20 protein-coding genes and 1 pseudogene are annotated in these 22,249 nt (G+C 70.4%); 16 read left to right on the plus strand and 5 right to left on the minus strand.

Annotated features, from left to right (window positions below; all coding sequences use genetic code 11):
• Positions 1-199 precede the first annotated feature (199 nt).
• The 4 genes and pseudogenes from U3653_RS28945 to kstR all read right to left on the minus strand — a co-directional run.
• Positions 200-1,060 (minus strand): annotated as a pseudogene (locus tag U3653_RS28945) (metal ABC transporter ATP-binding protein); the annotation flags it as partial.
• A 4-nt stretch (positions 1,061-1,064) separates the two neighbouring features.
• Positions 1,065-1,946 carry a metal ABC transporter solute-binding protein, Zn/Mn family gene (locus U3653_RS28950; protein ID WP_195078044.1) on the minus strand — a complete coding sequence of 294 codons (882 nt, stop codon included), beginning with the start codon at positions 1,944-1,946 and terminating at the stop codon, positions 1,065-1,067.
• Positions 1,947-2,105: 159 nt separating this feature from the next.
• Positions 2,106-4,679, minus strand: a complete 2,574-nt coding sequence (gene otsB / locus U3653_RS28955) for a trehalose-phosphatase (protein ID WP_195078045.1) — start codon at positions 4,677-4,679, stop codon at positions 2,106-2,108.
• 226 nt (positions 4,680-4,905) lie between these two features.
• On the minus strand, positions 4,906-5,547 hold the full coding sequence (gene kstR / locus U3653_RS28960; protein WP_195078046.1) for a cholesterol catabolism transcriptional regulator KstR: 642 nt from the start codon (positions 5,545-5,547) through the stop codon (positions 4,906-4,908).
• Positions 5,548-5,692: 145 nt separating this feature from the next.
• On the opposite strand from kstR, the gene U3653_RS28965 reads away from it, so the two are divergent.
• From U3653_RS28965 to U3653_RS28995, 7 genes are all read left to right on the plus strand, one after another.
• Positions 5,693-7,846, plus strand: coding sequence for an acyl-CoA dehydrogenase family protein (locus U3653_RS28965; RefSeq protein ID WP_195078047.1), 2,154 nt, complete (start codon positions 5,693-5,695; stop codon positions 7,844-7,846).
• Positions 7,847-7,871: 25 nt separating this feature from the next.
• The gene (locus U3653_RS28970; protein ID WP_195078048.1) at positions 7,872-8,936 is read left to right on the plus strand and encodes an acyl-CoA dehydrogenase family protein; all 1,065 of its coding nucleotides are present in this window, start codon (positions 7,872-7,874) and stop codon (positions 8,934-8,936) included.
• A complete protein-coding gene (locus U3653_RS28975) occupies positions 8,921-10,159 on the plus strand; it encodes an acyl-CoA dehydrogenase family protein (protein WP_195078049.1) in 1,239 nt (412 codons plus the stop codon). The genes U3653_RS28970 and U3653_RS28975 overlap by 16 nt, the downstream gene beginning before the upstream one ends.
• 18 nt (positions 10,160-10,177) lie before the next feature.
• Complete coding sequence (locus tag U3653_RS28980) at positions 10,178-11,113, plus strand: bifunctional MaoC family dehydratase N-terminal/OB-fold nucleic acid binding domain-containing protein (protein WP_195078050.1); 936 nt, start codon at positions 10,178-10,180, stop codon at positions 11,111-11,113.
• Complete coding sequence (locus U3653_RS28985) at positions 11,110-11,529, plus strand: MaoC family dehydratase (RefSeq protein WP_195078051.1); 420 nt, start codon at positions 11,110-11,112, stop codon at positions 11,527-11,529. Before U3653_RS28980 ends, U3653_RS28985 begins: the two co-directional genes overlap by 4 nt.
• On the plus strand, positions 11,522-12,697 hold the full coding sequence (locus U3653_RS28990) for a lipid-transfer protein (protein ID WP_195078052.1): 1,176 nt from the start codon (positions 11,522-11,524) through the stop codon (positions 12,695-12,697). Before U3653_RS28985 ends, U3653_RS28990 begins: the two co-directional genes overlap by 8 nt.
• Positions 12,698-12,802: 105 nt before the next feature.
• The gene (locus U3653_RS28995; protein WP_195078404.1) at positions 12,803-13,240 is read left to right on the plus strand and encodes an NUDIX hydrolase; all 438 of its coding nucleotides are present in this window, start codon (positions 12,803-12,805) and stop codon (positions 13,238-13,240) included.
• Here the strand turns inward: U3653_RS28995 and U3653_RS29000 are convergent, their stop codons facing one another.
• Positions 13,241-13,813, minus strand: coding sequence for a TetR/AcrR family transcriptional regulator (locus U3653_RS29000; protein ID WP_195078053.1), 573 nt, complete (start codon positions 13,811-13,813; stop codon positions 13,241-13,243).
• Positions 13,814-13,875: 62 nt separating this feature from the next.
• Between U3653_RS29000 and zapE the strand changes: the two genes are divergently transcribed.
• From zapE to U3653_RS29045, 9 genes are all read left to right on the plus strand, one after another.
• A complete protein-coding gene (gene zapE, locus U3653_RS29005) occupies positions 13,876-14,886 on the plus strand; it encodes a cell division protein ZapE (RefSeq protein WP_195078054.1) in 1,011 nt (336 codons plus the stop codon).
• Between the two features lie 179 nt (positions 14,887-15,065).
• Positions 15,066-15,983 (plus strand): DUF4129 domain-containing protein, encoded by a 918-nt coding sequence (locus tag U3653_RS29010; protein ID WP_323124582.1) that lies wholly within the window; start codon positions 15,066-15,068, stop codon positions 15,981-15,983.
• Positions 15,984-16,017: 34 nt separating this feature from the next.
• Entirely contained in the window at positions 16,018-16,506 is a 489-nt protein-coding gene (locus U3653_RS29015) for a hypothetical protein (protein WP_195078405.1), read from the plus strand.
• A gap of 29 nt (positions 16,507-16,535) precedes the next feature.
• Complete coding sequence (locus U3653_RS29020) at positions 16,536-17,498, plus strand: AAA family ATPase (protein WP_195078056.1); 963 nt, start codon at positions 16,536-16,538, stop codon at positions 17,496-17,498.
• On the plus strand, positions 17,495-18,769 hold the full coding sequence (locus U3653_RS29025) for a DUF58 domain-containing protein (protein ID WP_195078057.1): 1,275 nt from the start codon (positions 17,495-17,497) through the stop codon (positions 18,767-18,769). Before U3653_RS29020 ends, U3653_RS29025 begins: the two co-directional genes overlap by 4 nt.
• Complete coding sequence (locus U3653_RS29030) at positions 18,766-19,227, plus strand: hypothetical protein (protein ID WP_195078058.1); 462 nt, start codon at positions 18,766-18,768, stop codon at positions 19,225-19,227. Before U3653_RS29025 ends, U3653_RS29030 begins: the two co-directional genes overlap by 4 nt.
• A gap of 288 nt (positions 19,228-19,515) precedes the next feature.
• Positions 19,516-21,039 carry a PucR family transcriptional regulator gene (locus U3653_RS29035; RefSeq protein ID WP_195078059.1) on the plus strand — a complete coding sequence of 508 codons (1,524 nt, stop codon included), beginning with the start codon at positions 19,516-19,518 and terminating at the stop codon, positions 21,037-21,039.
• Between the two features lie 122 nt (positions 21,040-21,161).
• Positions 21,162-21,731 carry a CBS domain-containing protein gene (locus U3653_RS29040; RefSeq protein ID WP_195078406.1) on the plus strand — a complete coding sequence of 190 codons (570 nt, stop codon included), beginning with the start codon at positions 21,162-21,164 and terminating at the stop codon, positions 21,729-21,731.
• Positions 21,732-21,759: 28 nt separating this feature from the next.
• Entirely contained in the window at positions 21,760-22,215 is a 456-nt protein-coding gene (locus U3653_RS29045; protein WP_195078060.1) for a TraR/DksA family transcriptional regulator, read from the plus strand.
• Positions 22,216-22,249 lie beyond the last annotated feature (34 nt).

Genomic DNA, 22,249 nt, shown 5'->3' on the forward strand with positions numbered 1-22,249 from the left:
CCGGGTGAGCTTTCGACCGGTCGGTCTGAGTGCGGGGTTCCGAGTCGGTCGAGGCCGCGGGGGTAGCGGTGAGGTCGGAATGCGCCGCGGTCGGTGCGGCGGGGACCGGCGCCGCGGATGCCGCGGGCGAGGTGGCTGCGTCGTCCGCCGAGGCTTGGTCGCCGTGGGGGAACTCGTCGCCGGCCGGGCCGTGGCAGTGGCCGCCCGCTGTGCCCAGCGCGTCCATGGTGTCGCCGGTGCCGACGACCACCAGGCGCCCGCGGACCCGCAGCACGTCCACCTGGGTGCGGTACAGCTCCGACAGCACCGCCGAGGTCATCACCTCTTCCGGTGTCCCGATCCGGAACCGGCCGTCGACCAGGTACAGCACGCGGTCCACCAAGGGCAGGATCGGGTTGATCTCGTGCGTCACGAAGAGCACCGCGGTGTCGTGGGTGCGCCTGCGGCGATCGATGAGCTCGGCGACCAGCCGTTGATTCGCCAGGTCCAGGCTCAGCAACGGTTCGTCGCACAGCAAGACCTTCGGATCACCGACCAGCGCCTGCGCCACCCGCAGGCGCTGCTGCTCGCCGCCGGACATGGACTCCAGCGGCGCGTGGGCGAAACGCTCCGCGCCCACGTCGGCGATGGCGGCGGCCACCTTGCGCTTGCGTTCGGCACGGGAGCGCAGCCCGAGCCCCCAGCGATGCCCGTCGACGCCGAGCCCGACCAGGTCGACGCCGCGCAACTGCACCCCGGCGTCGATCGTCTTCTGCTGCGGTATGTAGCCGATGTCGTGATTGCCCGCGCGGGCGGGAGAGCCCGCGATCCGCGCCGTGCCCGCCGTCAGGCCGACCTGGCCCAGCAGCACCTTCAGCAGCGAGGTCTTGCCCGATCCGTTCGGCCCGAGGACCGCGACGAATTCACCGGGCGCGACGGTGAGATCCAGTCCCTCCCAGAGCGTTCGGTCGCCGAACGACAAGCGGGCGTCCGCCAGGCGCACCGCGGCCGCGTCGTCGCCGATGGTCGATCGCCGTTCCACCCCGTCGGCGTGCTCGGTCAGCGCGGCTCCCTTGTTCATCTGCTCAGCCCAGCGCGGCGGCCAGCGCCTGCGCGTTCTTCGTCTGCCACTGAATGTAATCCACGCCGTCGGGCAGGGTCTCGGTCACCTCGACGACGGCGACGCCCGCATGCTGCGCGGTGCCGCGCAGGTCCTTGGTGATCTTGTCCTCGGTCTGCACGTTGTAGATCAGGGCGCGGACCCGCTTGCCGGTGAGCAGGTCCTGAGTCGCCGCGACGGCCGCGGGGGCCGGGTCGGTTTCCTGCTCGATGGCTTCCTGGAACTCGTGCGGCGTCAGGTCGTCGGCTCCGGCGGCGGCCACGAGGTAGTGCGCCAGGGGTTCGGTCTGCAGCACCGGCGTTCTCGGGTGCTCGGCGGCGAGCTTGCCGGTGATGGCGGTGACCGCGGCGAGCCGGTTCTTGAACGTCGTCGCGCGTTCGGCGTAGGCCGCGGCCTTGTCCGGGTCCAGTTCGCCGAGCTGGGCGGCGATCCGGTCGGCGACCACGTCGACGGTGCGCACGTCGTACCAGACGTGTTCGTTGTCGTCGCCTTGGTCCGCTCGCAGGGCGAACGCGTCCACGGTGCGCTTGCCGGTGCCCGCCACCGCCTTCTCGGCGAACTCGTCGTAACCGCCGCCGTTGTAGACCACTAGGTCGGCATCGCTGAGCGCGGCCGATTCGACGGCGGAGGTCTCGTGCGAGTGCGGGTCGGCGGAGGGGTCGGTGATCAGCGCGCGAACGGCGGCGTCGGGTCCCGCGACGGCGGCGGCGATATCGCCCCAGACGTCGGTGGACGCGACGACCGAAGGCCGCCCGTCGTCGTTCGAGCCGGAGCAGGCGCTCAGCGTCAGGGCGGAGACGACCCCCACGGCGATGCCTGCGCAACTGATGGCGAATCGGGTTCTCACGTGGGGGTACTCCTGGCCGTGCTCTAGATCATAATGGAAATCGTTCCCGTTTAACTCTAGCAGGGCCCGTCAAACGACCGGATGCGACGCTCGCGCGGGAGCCGAACGCGAAGGGCCCGTGAACGATTCCTCGTTCGCGGGCCCTCGCCTTGCGTGCGGTCAGACCAGCGCGGCTTCCACCGGCTGTCCGAGCAGCTGCGCGCAGCGCAACAGACCGAGATGGCTGTAGGCCTGCGGGTGGTTGCCCAGCGACCGTTCGGCCACCGGGTCGTACTCCTCGCTGAGCAGCCCGGTGGGGCCGGCCACGTCGACCAGCTGGGCGAACAGCGCCTCGGCGTCGGAGCGCTTCCCGATCAGCAGGTACGCCTCCACCAGCCAGGCCGCGCAGAGGTGGAACCCGCCCTCGCCGCCGGGCAGGCCGTCGTCGTGGTGGTAGCGGTACACCGTCGAGCCGCTGCGCAACTCGGCCTCGGTCGCCACGACCGTCGCCGCGAAGCGCGGGTCGGACGGGTCGATCAGCCCGCTCAGCCCGATGTGCAGCGTCGCCGCGTCCAGGTCGGTGCCGTCGTAGGCCGCGGTGTAGGACTGCACCTCGTCGTTCCAGCCCTTGGCCTTCACCTCGTCGGCGATGGTGTCGCGCAGCAGCGGCCAGGACGGGTCGGCCTCGCGATCGAACTTCTGCGCCAGGGTGAGCGCCCGGTCGACGGTCAGCCAGCCCATCACCTTGGAGTACACGTGGTGGCGCGGGTTGCCGCGGATCTCCCAGATGCCGTGGTCGGGCTCCTGCCAGCGCCGCTGCACCGCCGAGACCATGGCGCACACCAGCTCCCAGTCGGCGTCGGGCAGCACGTCGGCCGGATCGGTGACGCCGCGCAGTTCCCTCGCGTGCGCCAGGGTGGCGATGAGGTCGACGATCGGACCGAAGACGTCCAGTTGGACCTGCATGTTGGCCGCGTTGCCGACGCGCACCGGGCGGGAGCCCGCGTAGCCGGGTAGCTGGTCGATCGAGGCCTCCGGCGGCAGCGTCTCGCCGTACAGCGTGTACAGCGGGTGCAGCCGCTCGGGGCCGGGCAACGTCTCCAGCACCCGGTGCACCCAGCCGAGGTAGTTCTCGGCCTCGTCGAGCGAGCCCAGCGAGACCAGCGACTGCGCGGTCAGCGCCGCGTCGCGCAGCCAGCAGTAGCGGTAGTCCCAGTTGCGCACGCCGCCGATGTCCTCGGGCAGCGAGGTGGTGGCGGCCGCGAGGATCGAGCCGGACGGCGCGTGCACCAGTCCGCGCAGGGTCAGCGCGGAGCGCTTCATCAGGTCGGGCTTGAGCGGCGGCAGCGTGAGCGTGCTCGCCCAGTCCGACCAGTACCGCTCCGCCTCCCGGCGCCGGTCCGCCTCACTGGTCGGGGAGGGGTCGAGATCAGCGGTGCCGCAGCGCAACTCGAGCACGACCGGACCCTTGGACGGATCGACGACGGCCCGTGCCGACTCGTGGGTGCCATCCGAGACGATCTCCCACCGCACGCCGGGGGAGCGCAGCACGATCGGGTCGTTGGTGCCGTACACCCGCAGCCCGCCCTCTTGGGCTTCGAGGTTCACCGGCACTTGGCCGAACTCGGGACGGGGGGCGAAGGTGACCACGGCCTTCGCGTCGCCGGTGATCACCCGGGTGAGGTCGGTGCGGGTGGGGGCCACGTCGTGCGGCAGGTAGTCGGTGACTTGCAGCTTCGCCCAACGGGTTTCGACGGTCATCGTGCCGTCGACGTAGCGCTGCGACAGCGGCAGGCCCGGTCGCTCCGGCTCGATGGTGAAGTGCCCGCCCTGCGGACCGCCGAGCAGGTGCGCGAACACCGCGGCCGAATCGGGCTCGGGGTGGCAGAACCAGGTCACCGTGGCGTCCGGGGTGAGTAGCGCGACCGAGCGCGGGCTGGCCAGCATGGTCAGCCGCTCGATGCGCGGCGCGCTCGCGCCGGCCAGCCAGGTGCGGCGCTCCTCCAGCAGGTAGGCCAGCGCGCAGGCGACGGCCTCGGTGCTGTCCACCCGGAACTTGGCCAGGCTCTCGCCGTCGCCGACCTTGATGCCGACGTCAGGGCCCGACAGCACGCGGAACGCCTTCTCGTCGGTGACGTCGTCACCGAAGAACACCGCCGCCGAGGCCCCCGCCTGATGCCGGACGGTGTCGAGCGCGGTGCCCTTGTCGGTCTGCACCACGGCCAGTTCGATGACGGCCTTGCCCTCGGTGACCTGCACGCCGAACCAGCACGCCGGACCGAGCCGGACCTGCGACAGCGCGCGATGACCGATCTCGGGGCTGGCGTTGCGCACGTGCAACGCGACACTGGCCGGTTTGATCTCGACGGTGACGCCGGGGTTGTCCGCGGCGATCTGATTCAGCGACGTCTGCACCTCTTGGAGCAGATGCTTGGCGTCGTTGTCGATCGCGTGCACGAAGCCCACGTCGAATTCCGAGCCGTGGCTGCCGATCAGTTGCACCTCGACGGGCAGACGGGACAGCGCCGCGAGATCTCGCAGCGCGCGGCCGGAGATCACGGCGGCAGTGGTCCCGGTCAGGCCGGCGAGGGCTCGTAACGCGCTCACCGATTCCCGATGGGGGAAGGCTTTGGTCGGGTCGGACACGATGGGCGCGAGTGTCCCGTCGTAGTCCGATGCGACCAGCAGCCGTGGCACGCGCGCGACCGTCGACAGTGCACGGCGAAGTTCCAGTGGCAGATCCTGTGCGCTCACGCATCCAACCTAGTGATCGGAGGAGTTTTTTCAGGGGGCGGGCAAAACAATACTGTGTTGAATTTGCCGCACAGAAGCGCGCCGGTTCGCGTGCGAACGATAACGCACGACCTGAACCGGTGTCCGGTAGATCTGCCCAGCTAACGGCAACGGTATCCGAGCGGGTGAGCTTCGTCGCAGCCCAGCGGGCCTTTCGCGCCCGGTTGGTGGCCGGGCGCCGAAGAGTCTACTGGTTGCGTTCGCCCAGCAGGAGGTCGACGGTCAGTTCCAGGCGTTCGGTGACGTCGGTGGCCGACGCGCGCCGGGTCAGCCAGGCGACCAGGTTCGACAGCCAGACGTCGCTGATCACCCGGGCGATGGCCAGCTGGCGTTCGGTGGGCTCGCCGTCGTTCATGGCGCGGGCGAAGACCCGGTCCATCACCTTGCCGACGCGGTCGACCTCGGCGGCGGCCGAGGCGTCGGCGAACATGAACGCCCTGGTCATGGCCTCGGTGAGCAGCGGGTCGCGCTGCATCATCCGGGTGATCTGGGTGAGCAGCAGGTGCATGCGCTCCTGCGGGGACTGCCCGGCAAGCGGCTTGCGTTTGCCCTCGATCTGCTCGAACTCGCGCGAGAGCGCGGAGACCAGGAGGTGGACCTTCGACGGGAAGTAGCGGTACAGCGTGCCGACCGCGACGTCGGCGCGTTCGGCCACCGCCCGCATCTGCACCGCGTCGTAACCGCCCTTGGACGCGAGCGCCAGGGTGGCGTCCAAGATCCGCTTACGCCGTTCGCGCTGCGCCGCCGAACTCAGCTCGTCCTCGCTGAGCGTGGTGACCGGCCTGGCCGCGCTCGGGTCGGCTGGCTGCGATCGGGACGGACTGGCCATTGATGAAAGTCCTTTCCGGAAACGTCGTTTCGTCGGCTACGTGCGCGGTGCGGCCGCGGCGGCGATGGTGTCTTGACTTCCGCCCGGCTAGGATATTAGAACATGTTCTAGGTGTGGGAGTCACGCCGGAAAGGCGGTATGGAGTGTGACCATCGCCACCACTGACGAGCATAAAGCCGTTCAGGAGTCGATGCGCGGGTGGGCCGCCTCGGTCCGTCCGATTGCAACAATGCGGGCCGGCGCGGCCGACTTCTGGCGCGCCTACTGGCCCGCGCTCGCCGAGATCGGGATCTTCCGGGTAGCGGTGGACGAGGACGCGGGCGGCGCGGGCGGGTCGGTCTCCGATCTGGCCGTGCTGGTGGAGCAGGCGGCGCACGATCTGGTCGGCGGCCCTGTGCTCGCGACGGCTCTGGCCAATCTGATCACCGCGGGACAGCTCGACGAGGACCTGCCGTGCGGTGTCGCGCTCGACTTCGTCGTCGGTTCGACGGTGAGCGTACCCGCCGCAAGCGACGGCGTGTTGCTCACGGGTACCTGGGATTCCGTCCTCGGCGCAGCCCCCGGCACCGCCGTGCTGCTGCCGATCGACCAACCGCAGGGGCAGCGGTGGTGCCTGGTCCCACCCGGCGCCGATGGCCTGCGGGTGGAAGCGCTCACGCCGCTGGACCCGAGCACGCCGTTGGCGCGGGTGCACTGCGCCGACCTGCGCGTGCCCGCCGAACGGGTCTTCGTCGCGCCGCACGCGGCGGCGGACCTGCTCGTCGCGCTGGTCACCGCCGAACTGTCCGGCCTCGCGGGCTGGTGCCTGGAGACCGCCGTCGAGTACGCAAAGGTGCGCGAGCAGTTCGGCCGCAAAATCGGTTCGTTCCAGGCGGTCAAGCACATCTGCGCGTGGATGCTGTGCCGCACCGAACTCATCCGCGCGGTGGCGGCCGACACCGCCGCTGCCGTGGACGACGGCGGCGCCGAACTGCCGATCGCCGCCGCCATCGCGGCCGCCATCGCCCTGGACGCGGCGGTGGAGACCGCCAAGGACTGCATCCAGGTGCTCGGCGGCATCGGCTTCACCTGGGAGCACGACGCGCACCTGTATCTGCGCCGCGCCACGGCCTTGCGCCAACTGCTCGGCGGTTCGGCGCGCTGGCGGGCCAGGGTCACCGAGCTGACCCGCAGGGGCCTGCGGCGGACCACCGGCGCCGACCGGGTCTTCGCCGAGGAGGGCGTGGCCGCCGTGGACGGCGACAGCGCGCACGAACTGGCCGCCGAGGTCGCGCGGATCGCGGCGCTGCCAGCCGATCGGCAGCGCGCCGCGCTGGTCGACGCGGGCCTGGTCATGCCGCATTGGCCCCGGCCGTACGGACGCGCCGCCGACCCGATGACCGGCCTGGTGATCTCCGAGGAGTTGCGCCGCGCCGGGCTCACCGCGCCGGACCTGGCCATCGGCGGCTGGGCGATCCCCACGCTGTTGCAGCACGGGACGCAGGAGCAGATCGAGCGCTTCGCCTGGCCGACCTTGCGCGGCGAGGTGGTCTGGTGCCAGCTGTTCAGCGAACCGGAGGCGGGTTCCGACCTGGCTGCGCTGCGCACCACCGCGAAAAGAGCCGACGGCGGCTGGGTGCTGCGCGGGCAGAAGGTGTGGACTTCCCTTGGCGACAAGGCGAACTGGGCGATCTGCCTGGCGCGCACCGATCCGGACGCGCCCAAACATCGCGGCATCACGTACTTCTTGGTCGACATGCGCAGCGCCGGGCTCGAGGTGCGCCCGCTGGTGCAGATCACCGGTGAGGCGCGGTTCAGCGAGGTCTTCCTCGACGATGTGTTCGTGCCGGACGACTGCGTGGTCGGCGCGCTGAACAACGGATGGAAGATCGCCCGCTCCACCTTGTCGACGGAGCGGGTCGCCATGGGCGGCAACGGCATCGGTCCCGTGCTCGAAGAGCTGATCGCGAAATCGCCCGCCACCGGCCCCGGCACGGAGCTGGTGAACGACCGGCTCGGTGGCTTCGTGGCCGAGGCGATCGCGGGCCTGCTGCTCGAGCAGCGCGCCGCGGTGAAGATGCTCGCGGGCGGGGATCCCGGCGCGCAGAGCAGCGTGCGAAAGCTGGTCGGCGTGCGCCACCGACAGGCGGTCGCGGAATTCGCCGCGGAGGCGGCGGGCCCGCTCGGCGCGCAGGACTGCGAGGTGACCACGGAGTTCCTGCTCACCCGCTGCCTGTCGATCGCGGGCGGAACCGAGCAGATCCTGCTCACCGTGGCCGCTGAGCGCATTCTGGGGCTGCCGCGTGACGCGAACAGCTAGCCCTACAGTCGATCGGGAGACGAGCGTGGACTTCACCAGGGACGAGGGCCAGGACGCGGTGGCCGAGGTCGTCGTGAGCTTGCTGGAGCGCGAACCGGCGCGCGACATGGGATTGTGGCCGAAGCTGGCCGACTCCGGCCTGCTCGTGGTCGCGTTGCCGGAACAGTTCGGCGGCGACGGCATGGGGCTGCTCGAGGTGTCGGCGCTGCTCACCGAGCTGGCCACCGACGCGGTCGCGGTGCCCGCGCTGCCGACGCTCGGTTTCGGTGTGCTGCCGCTGGTGGCCTGCGCGCCGGAGCACGTGCAGTCGCTCGTGCTGCCGGGCGTCGCCGAGGGTGCGGTGCTCACCGCGGCGCTGAGCGAACCGGCGGCGCCGTTCACGCCCGAGCCGAAGACCACCGCCGTGCTCAGCGGCGACACGGTGCGCCTCACCGGGCACAAGGTGGCGGTGCCGTACGCGGAGGAGGCGAGCTGGCTGCTCGTGCCGACCGACGCCGGTATCGCCGTCGTCGACGCGCACGCCGCGGGCCTGACCCGCACGCCGACGCCCGTTTCCGGCGGCATCCCGGAGTACACGGTCCGGCTGGACCAGGTGGAGATCCCGGCCGATCAGCTGTGGCCGGTCGGTCTTCCGGATCTGCACCGGCTGGCGCTCGCTTCGATCGGATCGGTGGCCGACGGACTGCTGAAGGGGGCGATCACGCTCACCGCCGAGCATCTGCGCACCCGGCATCAGTTCGGCAGGCCGCTGGCGGAGTTCCAGGCGGTGGCCCAGCAGATCGCGGACCTGTACGTCGTCTCGCGGACCCTGCACGTGGCCGCGGTGTCGGCGAACTGGGCGCTGGCGCAGGACGACCCGAGCCGGGAGCACCGCGAGCGCACCGACGACGACCTGGAGATCCTCGCCTACACCGTCACCGCGGAACTGCCGGCGGCCATGCAGAAGTGCCACCACCTGCACGGCGGCCTCGGCGTCGACGTGACCCACCCGATGCATCGCTACTACTCACAAGCCAAGGACATCGCTCGCTGGCTCGGCGGCGCGTCGTTCCGGCTCGACCGATTGGGGGCCAGATGTTCATCGACCTGACCACCGAGCAGCGCAGGCTGCGCGACGAATTGCGCGCCTACTTCGCCGATCTCGTGACTCCCGAGGAGGAGGCCGAGATGGCGGTGAACCGGCACGGCGACGCCTACCGCGCCGTGGTGCGCCGGATGGGTCGTGACGGCTGGCTCGGCGTCGGCTGGCCCAAGGAGTACGGCGGCCAGGGTTTCGGGCCGGTCGAGCAGCAGATCTTCTTCAACGAGGCGGTGCGGGCCGACGTCCCGCTCCCGCTGGTGACGCTGCTTACCGTCGGACCCACCTTGCAGCAGTTCGGCACTGACGAGCAGAAGCAGCGGTTCCTGCCCGGAATCCTCTCCGGCGACATTCATTTCGCGATCGGCTACTCCGAGCCGGAGGCGGGCACCGATCTGGCCGCGCTGCGCACATCGGCGGTGCGCGACGAGTCCGGGGACTGGATCGTCAACGGGCAGAAGATCTTCACCACGGGCGCGCACGAGGCCGACTTCGTCTGGCTGGCCTGCCGCACCGGCTCCACCGAGTCGCGCCACCGCGGCATCACGATCCTGATCGTGGACACGACCGACCCGGGCTACTCGTGGACGCCGATCATCACCTGCGACGGCGCCCACCACACCAACGCGACCTATTTCGACAACGTGCGCGTCCCGGCGAACATGCTGGTCGGCGAGGAGAACCGGGGCTGGAAGCTGATCACCACGCAGCTCAACCACGAGCGGGTGAGCCTGGGCCCCTCCGGCAAGATCGAGCAGCTCTACGACCGGGTGCGCGACTGGGCGCAGCCGCGCGGCGTGCTCGCCGAACCGGACGTGCGCCGCGCGCTCGGCCGCATCCGCGCCATGGTGCGACTGAACGAACTGCTGAACTGGCAGGTCGCCGCCGCGTCTGATGGGCGGCGGTCGCAGGGCCCTGCGTGGTCACGCTCCGCTACCGCCTCCGGGCCCGGCGCTCCCGCCGCCGGTGTGGACGGCGATCAGGCCCAGGTGATCGCCGACGCGTCCGCGACGAAGGTCTACTCCACCGAATCGCTCCAGGAGGCGGGCAGGCTCGCCGAGGAGATCGTCGGCCGCTACGGCGACCCGGCCGACCCGGCCACCGGCGAGCTGCTGACCTGGCTGGACCGCAGGACCAAGCAGAACCTCGTGGTCACCTTCGGCGGTGGCGTCAACGAGGTGATGCGCGAGCTGGTCGCCTCCTCCGGTCTGCGGTTGCCGCGAGTACCCCGATAACGAGTGAAGGAGCCGCGCGTGCCGGAAACCACTACTCCGGAAGCGATCGTCGCCGCAGCAGAAGCCATCAAGGCGGCGGGTGCGAGCGCCCCCCGTTTCGGGCGTGATCCGGTGAACCAGCCGATGATCAACAACTGGGTCGAGGCGCTCGGCGATGCCAACCCGATCTATGTCGACGAGGAGGCGGCGCGCGCCGCGGGACATCCCGGCATCGTCGCGCCGCCCGCCATGGCCCAGGTGTGGACCATGTTCGGGCTCAACGGGTCCCGTCCCGCCGACGATCCGATGGGCGCGGCCACGGAGCTGCTCGACGCCGCCGGATACACCTCCGTGGTCGCGACGGATTGCCGGCAGACCTACCACCGTTACCTCCGGGTCGGTGAGCAGGTATCGGTCACCAGCACACTGGCGGACATCCGCGGCCCGAAGCGCACAGCCCTGGGCGAGGGGTGGTTCGTCACCTTCCAGACCACCTGGCGTGTGGGTGACGAGGTGGTCGCCGAAATGCTGTTCCGGCTGTTGAAATTCGCTCCGGGCACCGCCGCGCCGAAAGCCGCCGAAGGTGCGCGGGTCAAGCCGCTGGTCTCCTGGGATACCGAATTCTTCTGGGAGGGAACGAAAGCGGGCGAACTGCGCATCCAGCGGCTGCCGGACGGCTCGCTGCGGCACCCGCCCATTCCGGCCATCTGGCAGGACAAATCGAAACCGACCGACTACGTCGTCGCCTCCGGGCGCGGCACCGTGTTCAGTTACGTCGTGCACCACGCGCCGAAGGTGCCGGGGCGGCGGCTGCCGTTCGTGGTGGCGCTGGTCGAATTGGAGGAAGGCGTGCGCATGCTCGGTGAACTGCGCGGCATCGACCCCGCCGAAGTGCGGATCGGCCTGCCGGTCGAAGTGGGCTTCGAGAAGCTCGACGACGAGGCCACGCTGCCGGTGTGGCAGGTGGTCTCGTGAGCGCCACCGTGGAACCGGATGCCGTTCGCGTCGGCACGGTGCTGCCCGAGCTGGCGATCCACGCCGATCCCACGTTCGTGATCAGCACCGCCCTGGCCACCAGGGATTTCCAGGACGTGCACCACGACAGGGACAAGGCCGTGGCCCGCGGCTCGAAGGACATCTTCGTCAACATCCTCACCGACACGGGCCTGGTACAGCGTTTCGTCACCGACTGGGCGGGCCCGCGCGCCGTCGTCAAGTCGATCGCGCTGCGCCTGGGCGTGCCGCTGTACGCGGGGGACACGCTGACGCTGACCGGCACGGTGACCGCGCTGGACGGCGAGGACATCCACATCGACGTCGTCGGCAAGGACAGCCTCGGCGACCACATCACGGCCACGGCCGTCATCGCGTTGCGGAGGGCCGATGTCTGAGCACCCGATTTCCGGTCGCGCGGCCATCGTCGGCATCGGCGCCACCGATTTCTCCAAGGACTCCGGGCGCAGCGAACTGCGCCTGGCCGCCGAGGCGGTCACCGCGGCACTGGCCGACGCGGGCCTGACGCCCGCCGACGTGGACGGCCTGACCACGTTCACCATGGACACCAACACCCAGGCCGCCGTGGCCAGGGCGGTCGGCATTCCGCAGCTGACGTTCTTCAGCCACATCGGCTACGGCGGCGGTGCGGCGTGCGCAACGATCCAGCAGGCCGCCATGGCGGTGGCGACCGGGGTCGCGGACGTGGTGGTGGCCTATCGCGCGTTCAACGAGCGGTCGGTGTCGCGGTTCGGGCAGTTCTCCACGGCACTGGCCACCGCGCCCACCTCATCGGGCATCGATGCGGGTTGGTCCTATCCGCAAGGGCTGGGCACACCGGCCGCGCAGGTCGCCATGGTCGCCCGGCGTTACATGCACGTCTACGGGGCCACCAGCGAGGATTTCGGCCGCGTGGCCGTCGCCGACCGCAAGCATGCCGCGGTGAACCCGGCCGCGTTCTTCTACGGCAAGCCGATCACGCTGGAGGACCATCAGAACTCCCGGTGGATCGCCGAGCCGCTGCATCTGCTGGATTGCTGCCAGGAGTCCGACGGCGGCGTCGCGATCGTGGTGACCAGCGTCGAGCGGGCTCGCGACCTGCCGCAGCGGCCCGCCGTGATCGCCGCGGCCGCGCAGGGTTCCGGCGCCGACCAGTACGTGATGACCAGCTACTACCGCGACGCCATGACCGGTCTGCCGGAGATGGGCCTGGTCGGCGAGCAACTGTGGGCGCAGAGCGGGTTGCGTCCGCAGGACATGCAGGCCGCGATCCTGTACGACCACTTCACTCCGTTCGTCCTCATGCAGCTGGAGGAACTCGGGTTCTGCGGTCGGGGTGAGGCGAAGGACTTCATCGCCGACGGCGCCATCGAGGTCGGCGGGCGCCTGCCGCTCAACACGCACGGCGGCCAGCTGGGCGAGGCGTACATCCACGGGATGAACGGCATCGCCGAAGCCGTGCGCCAGATCCGCGGCGCCTCGGTCAACCCGGTCTCCGGCCTGACCAACATCCTGGTCACCGCGGGCACCGGCGTGCCGACCTCGGGGCTCGTCCTCACCGCCTGAGGCCGGCCATGCACCCTCGCGTCCGCCCTTCGCGCCCGTCACGGCGAGTGCGAAGGGCGGACGGGTGTGCTTCAGGTGTGCGAGGTGGCGCGTAGCTTGGGGCAGGTGGTGGCCCGACATGTGGTGGATGTGCACGTGTTGCTGCTGCGCGGCGCGGATCTGTTGCTGAGCAGGCGGCGCAGCGCGGACGAGTTCGACGGGTTGTGGCATCTGCCCGCCGGGAAGCTGGAGGCGGGCGAGTCGGTGCTCGCCGCGGTGGTCCGCGAAGCGCGCGAGGAGGTCGGCGTGGTGATCGATCCGGCGGATCTGCGGCACGTCCATTCCGCGCATGTCGTCGAGCCCGGGCGAGAGGCCAGGGTCGGGTTGTTCTTCCGGACGCGCCGCTGGTCGGGCGAGCCGGTCAACCGCGAGCCCGACAAGTCCTACGAGCTGCGGTGGTTCCCGCTCGGGAACCTCCCCGAAACGCTCATCCCGTATCCGGCGGCGGGCATCGACGGCTATCTCACCGGCGTGACCTACAGCCAGCGGGGCTGGCCGAGCTGATCACACCCGCAACTGCGTCGCGAGGACGCGGGCGAGTTGCCGGACGCTCTCGGGTGTGCCCGGCCGCAAGCGGGAGCGGTTGCCCGCGAAGCGGTCGAAGACGGCTCCCTCGATGACGGCGACGAAATCCTCGGCCCTGGTGTCCGGATCGGGCGCGCCCATGGCGTGGAACAGCTCGCGGGCGCGGGCGATGGAGAACAAGCTGTGCACCAGCCGCGGATGCAGGTCGGGATCGTCGAGCAGGTCGATCAGCAGAGCATGCCGAGCGATCAGGTGAGCGCGCCGTTGCGCCAGTAGCCGGTCCAGCCAGGCGGCGATGGCGTCCGCGGCCGGTTGCGCCGCGGCGGTCGGGGTCAGTGCGGCGGCGGCGAAATCGTCGCGGGAGCGGGTGGTGATCCGATCCACGACGGCCTCGATCAGCGCGCGTTTGGTGCGGAAGTAGTACGACGCCGATCCGGCGGGCAAGCCCAGTTCCGTGTCCAGCGCGCGGTGGGTGAGTGCGCGCAGACCGCGCGTCGCGATCAGTTCGATGGCCGTGTCGGCGAGGAGCGCGCGCCGGTCGCCTGTGGACATGATCACCCTTCCTGGCTGTCGGCCTCCTGGTCCTCTACAAATGTAGAGGACCAGGAGGTGCCATGGAAATCCGGTGGGATGCCGACCAAGCACGGGCGGCGGCGCGGCTGCGCGAATTGGTCGATCGGCGCGGCAGGCCGGTCCGGCGTCACCGGGGCGTCTATCTCCACGGCAGACCCGGGCGCGGCAAGACCATGCTCATGAACCGGTTCTTCGCCGAGGTGGCATCGCGACGCAAGCGCCGCTATCACTTTCACCAGTTCTTCGCGAACCTGCACGCCGCGGCGCACGCGTCCGGCTCGATCGATGCCGCGGTGGACGCGCTGCTCGGTGACGCGATACTGGTCTGCTTCGACGAGTTCCACGTGCACGACATCGGCGACGCGATGCTGATCGCCCGGTTGCTCGACGCGCTGTTCGCCCGCCGCGTCACGCTGGTGGTGACATCGAACTACCCGCCCGCCGAGTTGTTGCCGAACCCGTTGTTCCACGACAGGTTCGTGCCGGCCATCGAGCGAATCCTCGCTGACATGGACGTCGTGGCCGTGGACGGCGCGACCGACTATCGCGCCATCAATAACCATAGAGCTGCAACTGGATTCGCCTCAGGGCGATACGTCGTGGCGCCCCCGTGTCACACGGCAGCGAGCGTTCCATGGGCTTCTGCAGCCCAGAATAAAGCTGCGACACAACGGGAAACCGAGCCGATTGTCGAGATATCAGAGGGTGCTCGAAGTTTGCGCGTCATTGCGGCCGATGGTGGAACGCTCGTCATCGACTTCGCCGTATTGTGCGGGACTCCAACTTCCGCCGCGGATTATGTTGCCCTGGCCCAACGATTTCCGTGCTGGGAAATCCGAGATGTGCCGCCGCTGCGTTCAGTTCCCCCCGACTGGGTGATGCGTTTCGTCAACGCCGTCGACGTGCTCTCCGACGCTGATCGGGCACTCACCGTCATCGCGTCTTCGACGCTCGGCGAGCTGGTGCGGGACGTACGGGAAGTGCCGGATATGTCACGTTTGACGAGCCGGCTTTGTGCTTTGTCCCAATCCCCGCCCGATATCGCCCGGTAGTCACCGCGGCGCCGGCCGGCCCGTCGCCTCCCCATCCAGTTGCGGTTCAAGAGGAAGGACTGCGAAGTATTCCATTCCATCCCGAGCGGACCGCCCGGCATGTAACTATGTGGCTGTTTTGTGGAGTACTCAGATTTGGTGGTAACGCAGTGGTCCGGGCGCGAGCGCCGATATCGCGCGTGATCGTGCTGATCACGCTGCTGGCTTTTGCCGCCATCGCCCTGCACGGATACATCCCAGGAATCAGCGAGACCGAGTCCCGCAGGCAGGTTCCGTCGGCTTTGTCGGTCGCGCTCATGCCGGTGTTGCTGACCGTGTCGATCGTGATCCTGCTGGCGGGCGTCATCGCGAGCCAGCACCGGTTGCCGCTGGCCATGCCGGAGCCCGAACGCGCGGACGAGCGCAGGCAGTGGCGGCTGGGGCGCACGGGTTTGGCGCTGCTTGGCGCGCTCGCGCTGCTCGGCGTTCTGGTCGCGGCGGCGTCGGCCATCTACTTCATCGGCGCGGGCACGCCGAGCGAGCCGGCGCGCCCGGCCGCGCCCGCCACCACCACGGGCGCCGCCCCGGTGCAGGGGACCCCGCCGCCCCCCGAAACCGAGCCGAGGTCGGCGGAGTTGACCGGCACGGCGCTGGTGCTGGCCGGAATCGCGGCCGCGGGCCTGGTGACGGTGGCGATGACCGGTCTGGTCGTGGTCGCGGTGTCGTCCCGGCGCAGGCCCGCCCCGGCGCCGGCGCAGGCCGCCGCGCCGACCCCCACCGTGGCGGACTCGCTGGCCCGCGCGGCGGAGATGGGCTTGGCCGCGATGAACGCACCCGGCCAGGACCCACGCACCGCGATCATCGCCTGCTACGTCGCCATGGAACGCGGCCTCGCCTCCGACCGCGCCGCCGCCCCGCTCGCCTCGGACACCCCGATGGAAGTGCTGGCCCGCGCGTTCGAACGCGGCGCGCTGCACGACGCGTCCGCCCGTGAGCTGGTCGCCCTGTTCGAGGAGGCCAGGTTCAGCCCGCACGCCATGCTCGAATGGCAGCGCATGCGCGCCGAGCAACTGCTGCGCATCGTGCTCGCCGATCTGCAAGGGGAGGTGCCCGCGTGACCGGCCGGGTGAGAAAGGACGTCGCGTGAACCGGATGGGGGTGGTGATCACCTGCGTGATCGTCATCGCGGTGATCGAGCTGGTCGCTGTCGAGCGCGCCCGCGGGCTGCTGCTGATCGTCGCCGGTATCCCGGTCGCGGTGGCGCTGGGCTGGCTGATCTGGTCGTTGCTCGAGCGCGCCGAGGCCGGGGAGTCCGACGCGATCGACGACATGGACAACGGCCCGGCGGAGATGTTGCGGCGCTGGCACGCCAGGGCGCAGATGCTCGCCGACCGCGCGGACGGCAGCCGTGCCGATTGGGACCGGCACCTGCGCCCGCTGCTGGCCAAGGAGTTCGAGCTGTCCAGCGGCCAGCGGGTGGCGAAGAACCGCAGAGCGGTCGAGGCGGCGGGCATCCACCAGTTCGGGCCTGAGCTGTGGCGCTGGGTGGACCCGGCCAATTCGGCCCTTCGTGATCAAGCCGGCAGGGCACCGGGACGTGCGGCGCTGGACGAGATCCTGAGCCGCCTGCAGAGAATGTGAAATGGGTTGAGGCAAGTGCGGGTACACACATGACCATGCCGATGGACGTGACCATCCAGCGCAGCGAGGCCGTGCTCCGGGAATTGTCCCGGGTCGTGGTCGGCAAGCAGGACGAGTTGCAGTTGATCATGATCGCGGTGCTGTCCGGTGGGCATGTGCTGATCGAGGACTTACCCGGCCTCGGCAAGACGCTCATCGCGAGATCGTTCGCCTCCGCGCTCGGGTTGCAGTTCACCCGGGTGCAGTTCACCCCGGACCTGCTGCCGGCGGATCTGCTCGGTTCCACGATCTACGACATGTCCTCGGGCCGGTTCACCTTCCGTCGAGGGCCGGTGTTCACCAACGTGCTGCTGGCCGACGAGGTCAACCGCACCCCGCCGAAGACGCAGGCCGCGCTGCTGGAGGCGATGGCGGAAGGACAGGTCAGCATAGACGGCGAGACGTTCGTGCTGCCGCAACCGTTCATCGTGCTGGCCACCGACAACCCGATCGAGTACGAGGGCACCTATCCGCTACCGGAAGCCCAGCTCGACCGCTTCGCCATCCAGCTGCGGCTGGGCTACCTTTCCGAGCACGACGAGACGCAGATGATCCGCCGCAGGCTCGAGCGCGGGGCGCAGCAGCCGCAGGTCAACCAGGTCGTCGATGCCAACGGCCTGCTGGAGATGCGGCAATCCGTCGAATACGTGACCGTGCACCCGGACGTGGTGAGCTACGTCGTCGCGCTGGCGTCGGCGACCAGAGGGCACCCCCAGGTCGAGGTCGGCGCGAGCCCCCGCGCGGAACTGGATCTGGTGCAGATGTCGCGGGCACGGGCGCTGCTGCTCGGCCGCGACTACGTGATCCCCGAAGACGTCAAGGCGCTCGCGGTGCCGGCCATGGCGCACCGGATCACGCTGCGGCCGGAGATGTGGGTGCGCCGCATCCGCGGCGAGGACGTCATCACCGAACTGCTGCGCCGTCTGCCGGTCCCGCGCGCCACCGTGACATGAGGCACCGCGACGCCAGCTCCGCCGTCGACGCCGAATTGCGGTGGCGACCCGCGCCGCTGGTCTTCATGCTCGCCGGATGCGCCGCGGCGGCGTTGGTGCTCGCGGTGGTGCTCGGCCGGTGGCAACTGCTCGTGTTCGCCGCGCCGCTGCTCGGCGTGCTCGCCACCGCGCCGTGGCAGCAGTCCTCGACCAGGATCCAGGTCGACGGCGGCGGCACGCTGCGCTGTTTCGAGACCGAGGAGGTGACGCTCACCGTCGCCGCCTTCGTGGAGAAGGGGCACGCGCTGCTGCGCCTGAAACCGGAGCACTCGAGCGGGCTGGAAATGCAGGTCGAGGAGGCCAGCGATTCCGGCATCGCGCCGGCCGGGTTGCGGCTCGCGCTCTCGGCGGGCAGGTGGGGGCGCTATCCGATCTCGGTTCGGGTATCGGCGCTCAGCCCCGCCGGGCTGGCCGTCGCCACCGCGGTGCTGCCCGCGGGGCAGCTGTTCGTGTATCCGATCACCGATCCGCAGCGGATGCGCCTGCCCCGGACCGAGCTGCCCGAGCGGCTCGGCACCCACCTGACCCGCAGGCACGGTCCCGGCGTCGAGTACGCCGACATCCGCGCCTACGCCCCCGGCGACCAGTTGCGCATCGTCAACTGGCCGGTGAGCGCGCGGCGCGGGCGGCTGTATGTCACCGAACGGCTGACCAACCGATCCGCCGACGTCGTGGTGCTGGTGGACACCTCGCAGCAGGCGCCGGGACCGGCGACCGATTCGCTGGAGCTGTCGGTGCGCGGCGCGGCGCAGGTGGTGCAGTCGACGTTGCAGGCGGGCGACCGGACCGCGGTGGTGTGCCTGGGCCAGGCGCCGCGCTGGCTGCGGCCGGACATCGGCCGCCGCCAGTTCTACCGCATCGTGGACACCGTGCTCGACGTCGGCGACGAGCACATCCCGACCACCGGCACCCTCGCGCCGCACGCGGCCGTGCCGCTCGGGGCGATCGTCGTGGCCTTCTCCACGCTGCTGGACACCCAGTTCGCCCTCGCGCTGATCGATCTGCGCAAGCGCGGGCACGTGGTGGTCGTGGTGGACGTGCTGCGCGGCACGCCGTTCCGGGAGGATCTCGATCCGATCCTGGCCAAGATGTGGCAGCTCGAGCGCGCGGCGATGTACCGGGACATGGGCACCGTCGGCGTCGACATCGTGGCGTGGCCGGAAGACACGCGCCTGGACCAGATCATGCGGGTGCTGCCCGAGCACCGCAGGACCGTACGGGTGCGCCGATGACCAGATTCCTCGCCGTTCTCTCCGGCGTGCTGCTGGTGGCGTCGGTGGCGCTGCTGGAGCCGTGGATCGCCATCCCCGCCATGGTCTTCGTGGCGCTCGGCTGGTGGCTGCGGCCGCTGGCGGTCTGCGCGGTGCTGCTCGCGCTGGCCGTGCTCGCGATCGCCGACGCCGGTGTGCTCGCCTCCGCCGCAACGGGTTTGGTGGCCACCACCTACTTGCTCAACGCCGCGACGGTGACCGCGCCGCACGGCGTGGTGCCGACCACGATCCCGTCGGTGACCGGCGCGGTCGGCTTCACGGCGGTCGCCGTCGTCGCCGCTCTCGTCCCACTGCGCCTGGCCTGGGCTCCGCTGGCCGCACCGGTGCTCGTGCTGCTGCTGTACGCCCTGGTGATCCAGGGCGCGGCCGCCCGGCGCGGGCGCGGCGACCGCGAACTTCCGGCGTCGGGCGAAGTCTGACGCCGAGGCGACAGCCCTCGGAGACGAGACCATGGCCGAAACCGTGCCGGTATGAACCGCGAAGGCCGCACGGACGTGCGCGTACCGTTCGGTAGTGCGAGGGCGGCCCCGACGGCCGAGGTCGCCCCCCGCTGAGGCTCCGCAGGCGTGATCGAGGAGATGGACAACCGCGGGAGGTCTTATGACGTTCGCCGAGTTCGATCGAACGACCACCACGTCAACGACCTTCCGCGGGTCGCGTCGGTCGCCTGATGGCGCAGCGCCGCGGGCTTGGCTCGGGAGCGGCTCGTGGTGACATTGGACCGGTTGGCGAATGTGCTGAGTGGCTACGGAATCCGCTTGCGGTTGGGTTCGGTGCCCCGGTCCACCCGACTGCGCAGCGTGGTGATCCACGGGGCCGATGAGGACCCCATGGAAGCGGGCGACGTACTGCTGGGAATCGGGGCGCGCTCGGTGCCGGAGGTGCTGGAATGGGCGGTGTCGGCGGGTGCTGTCGTCGCGCTCTTTCGTGGGGGTGCGGAGACCGAGCACGAGCCGGATATCGATGGCGTGGCGGTGCTCGTGGTCGATCCCGCGGTGGCATGGAGCGAGCTGGCCGCGGTGGTCTACGGGTTGGTGCTGGAAGGACGCGAGACCGAGGCCGGTCGCGGCCCGACCGATTTGTTCGCCTTGGCCGACAGCGTGGCCGACGCTGTCGGGGGTGCGGTGACGATCGAGGACCGGCGGTCTCGGGTGCTGGCGTATTCGAAGCCGAAGCAGCACCTCGATCCCGCCCGCGTCGAGACGATCCTCGGTAGGGAGATGCCGCCGTGGTTGCGGGCACTGTTCGACGCGCGCGGCGTCTTCGCGCATTTGGCCGCCTCGGACGAGCCGTTGTTCGTCGCCCCGGACGTCGAACGCGGTGTGACGGGGCGGATGGTGGTGGCCGTGCGCGTGGGCAGGCAACTGCTGGGGTCGGTATGGGTGTCGTGCCCGGCGCCGTTGCGCGGGGCCCGGCGCGCGGCCTTGGCCGACGGTGCGCGCACGGTGGCCTTGCACCTGTTGCGGTCGCGGGCCAGCGCGGACCTCGAGCGTCAGGTGGAAGCCGATCTGGTCATCCGTCTACTGGAGGGCGCGGCGGACGCGGCGACGGTGGCCAGCAGACTCGGGCTGGCGCCGGAGAACCTGCGGGTGATCGCGCTGCGGGATCGAAGCGCGGACGAGCGGCACGCCGCGCTGCTGTTGATCTTCGAGCGAGCGACGACCGGATTCGGCTGGTCCCGTTCGACCCGCAGCGCCTTGGTCGGCGACACCGTCTACACCGTGCTCCCCGCTGATTCCGCTGCGGCGGCACGCCGCTGGGTCGGTGAGTTACAGGACGCGCTGCCCGTGGGGATGACATTGGCGGCCGGCGTCAGCGGTCTCGCGCGGGCCACGGAATTGGCGTCGGCGCGCCGAGAAGCCGACGAGTGCATGGCGCTGCACGAGGCCCGGCCCGCGGCGGCCGCGCCTCCCGCCTACGACGAGTCGTGGGATGAAATCCTGCTACAGCGATTGCGCACCGCGGGACTTTCCGGACGCACCCCGGCGCGGGGGCCGGTGTCGGAATTACGGCGCCACGATCGCGTGCACTCCACCCAGTACGTGGCTACGCTGCGCGCCTGGTTGCAGGCGCAGGGCGACTCCGCCCAGGCGAGCGCGCAGCTCGGCGTGCACGAGAACACCGTCCGCAACCGGTTGCGGAAGATGGCGGAGGTGACCGACCTCGGCTTGGACGATCCCCGCAAACGTCTCGCCATGATGATCGAACTCGCCGTCGCCGACACCGACTGACCCGGCCCGCTGTGCCTGCGCCACAAATCTCCGCCCTCCGATTGTCCGATCAGCGCAACCGATCGCCTCGCCGCCACGCCACCATGGGGTTGAGCCAGGAAGGAGGTATCGGAGTGAGGAACATGCAGGTACGTGAGGTGATGCGGAGACCGGTCACCACCGTCCGGCGCGAGGACACGGCGCGCGAGGCGGCGCTGATGCTCGCCGAACTGCGGTACGCGGCGCTGCCCGTGCTCGACGGAGACGACCGCCTCATCGGAATGCTCACCAGCGGCGACCTCTTGCGGTCCGGGGAACTCGACGACGCGGTCGGCGCGGTGATGACTACGCCGGCGGTGTCCCTGCCCCAGAACGCGGCACTGGCCGAGGTGATGAGCAGGCTGGTGACCCACGGACTACGCAGTCTGCCGGTCGTCGACGCCGAGGACCGCGTGGTCGGCATGTTCAGCCGCGGCGACGCGCTTCGGCTCATGCTCACCCCGGACGACGCGCTCGCGGCCGATGCGCAGCGCCTGCTCGATCAATACCGCGGCGCGCGGCGCTGGCAGGTCACCGTCGACGACGGCGACGCCACCGTCTCCGGCCGGTTCGCCGACGAATCCGAACGACGCATCGCCGTCGCCCTGACCCGCACCGTGCCCGGCATCCGTACCGCGAGCATCGCGCTCACACCCGCTGCGGCTGAGCATTGACCCCCACCAACCAGCTCTGGAGTCGACGATGACCCACGCATACCCCGTTCAACGCGCGAGCCTCAGCGAACACCTACCCGTGCTGCGCGCCGCACTCGAGCAGCAACGCCGCTTCCGCCTGCAACAGCTGGCCGAACTCGAAGCCGAGCTCGACCGCGCAGGTGAACCCGCCGACGCGGCTGACGCGGCCAGACACGAGGTCGACGGCAAACTGGCCGCGGCGGCGCGGCAAGCGCTGGCCGATATCGAGGCCGCTCTCCTGCTCATCACCGCCGGACGTTACGGCCGCTGCCGACGCTGTCACGCCGAGATCCCGATCCGGCTGCTGCGCGCCATTCCCACTACACAGTGGTGCTTGCGGTGCCATCGGCATCTCTCGTCCGCCGACGGGTCCCGCGTGATACGGGGGCAGGGGCCTGGGCGCCGCTCCCGATCGCCGCGCCGCGGCCTGCAGGCGAAACGAGAGACGCTCGCCTTCCGTTGACCGTCGATGCGCCGGGACCGGCCCGGAGTCGCCC

This window comes from Nocardia implantans (genome assembly GCF_035544775.1).
Classification (GTDB): domain Bacteria; phylum Actinomycetota; class Actinomycetes; order Mycobacteriales; family Mycobacteriaceae; genus Nocardia; species Nocardia implantans.

What these genes read in the sequence shown, in the direction of transcription:
- kstR (WP_195078046.1), bottom strand. Translation starts at nt 5,547, where the DNA reads ATGGCCAGTCCGTCCCGATCGCAGCCAGCCGACCCGAGCGCGGCCAGG.
- U3653_RS28990 (WP_195078052.1), top strand. Translation starts at nt 11,522, where the DNA reads ATGTCTGAGCACCCGATTTCCGGTCGCGCGGCCATCGTCGGCATCGGC.
- U3653_RS29040 (WP_195078406.1), top strand. Translation starts at nt 21,162, where the DNA reads ATGCAGGTACGTGAGGTGATGCGGAGACCGGTCACCACCGTCCGGCGC.
- U3653_RS29045 (WP_195078060.1), top strand. Translation starts at nt 21,760, where the DNA reads ATGACCCACGCATACCCCGTTCAACGCGCGAGCCTCAGCGAACACCTA.
- U3653_RS29025 (WP_195078057.1), top strand. Translation starts at nt 17,495, where the DNA reads ATGAGGCACCGCGACGCCAGCTCCGCCGTCGACGCCGAATTGCGGTGG.
- U3653_RS29000 (WP_195078053.1), bottom strand. Translation starts at nt 13,813, where the DNA reads ATGTCCACAGGCGACCGGCGCGCGCTCCTCGCCGACACGGCCATCGAA.
- zapE (WP_195078054.1), top strand. Translation starts at nt 13,876, where the DNA reads ATGGAAATCCGGTGGGATGCCGACCAAGCACGGGCGGCGGCGCGGCTG.
- U3653_RS29030 (WP_195078058.1), top strand. Translation starts at nt 18,766, where the DNA reads ATGACCAGATTCCTCGCCGTTCTCTCCGGCGTGCTGCTGGTGGCGTCG.
- U3653_RS28975 (WP_195078049.1), top strand. Translation starts at nt 8,921, where the DNA reads ATGTTCATCGACCTGACCACCGAGCAGCGCAGGCTGCGCGACGAATTG.
- U3653_RS29015 (WP_195078405.1), top strand. Translation starts at nt 16,018, where the DNA reads ATGGGGGTGGTGATCACCTGCGTGATCGTCATCGCGGTGATCGAGCTG.
- U3653_RS29020 (WP_195078056.1), top strand. Translation starts at nt 16,536, where the DNA reads ATGACCATGCCGATGGACGTGACCATCCAGCGCAGCGAGGCCGTGCTC.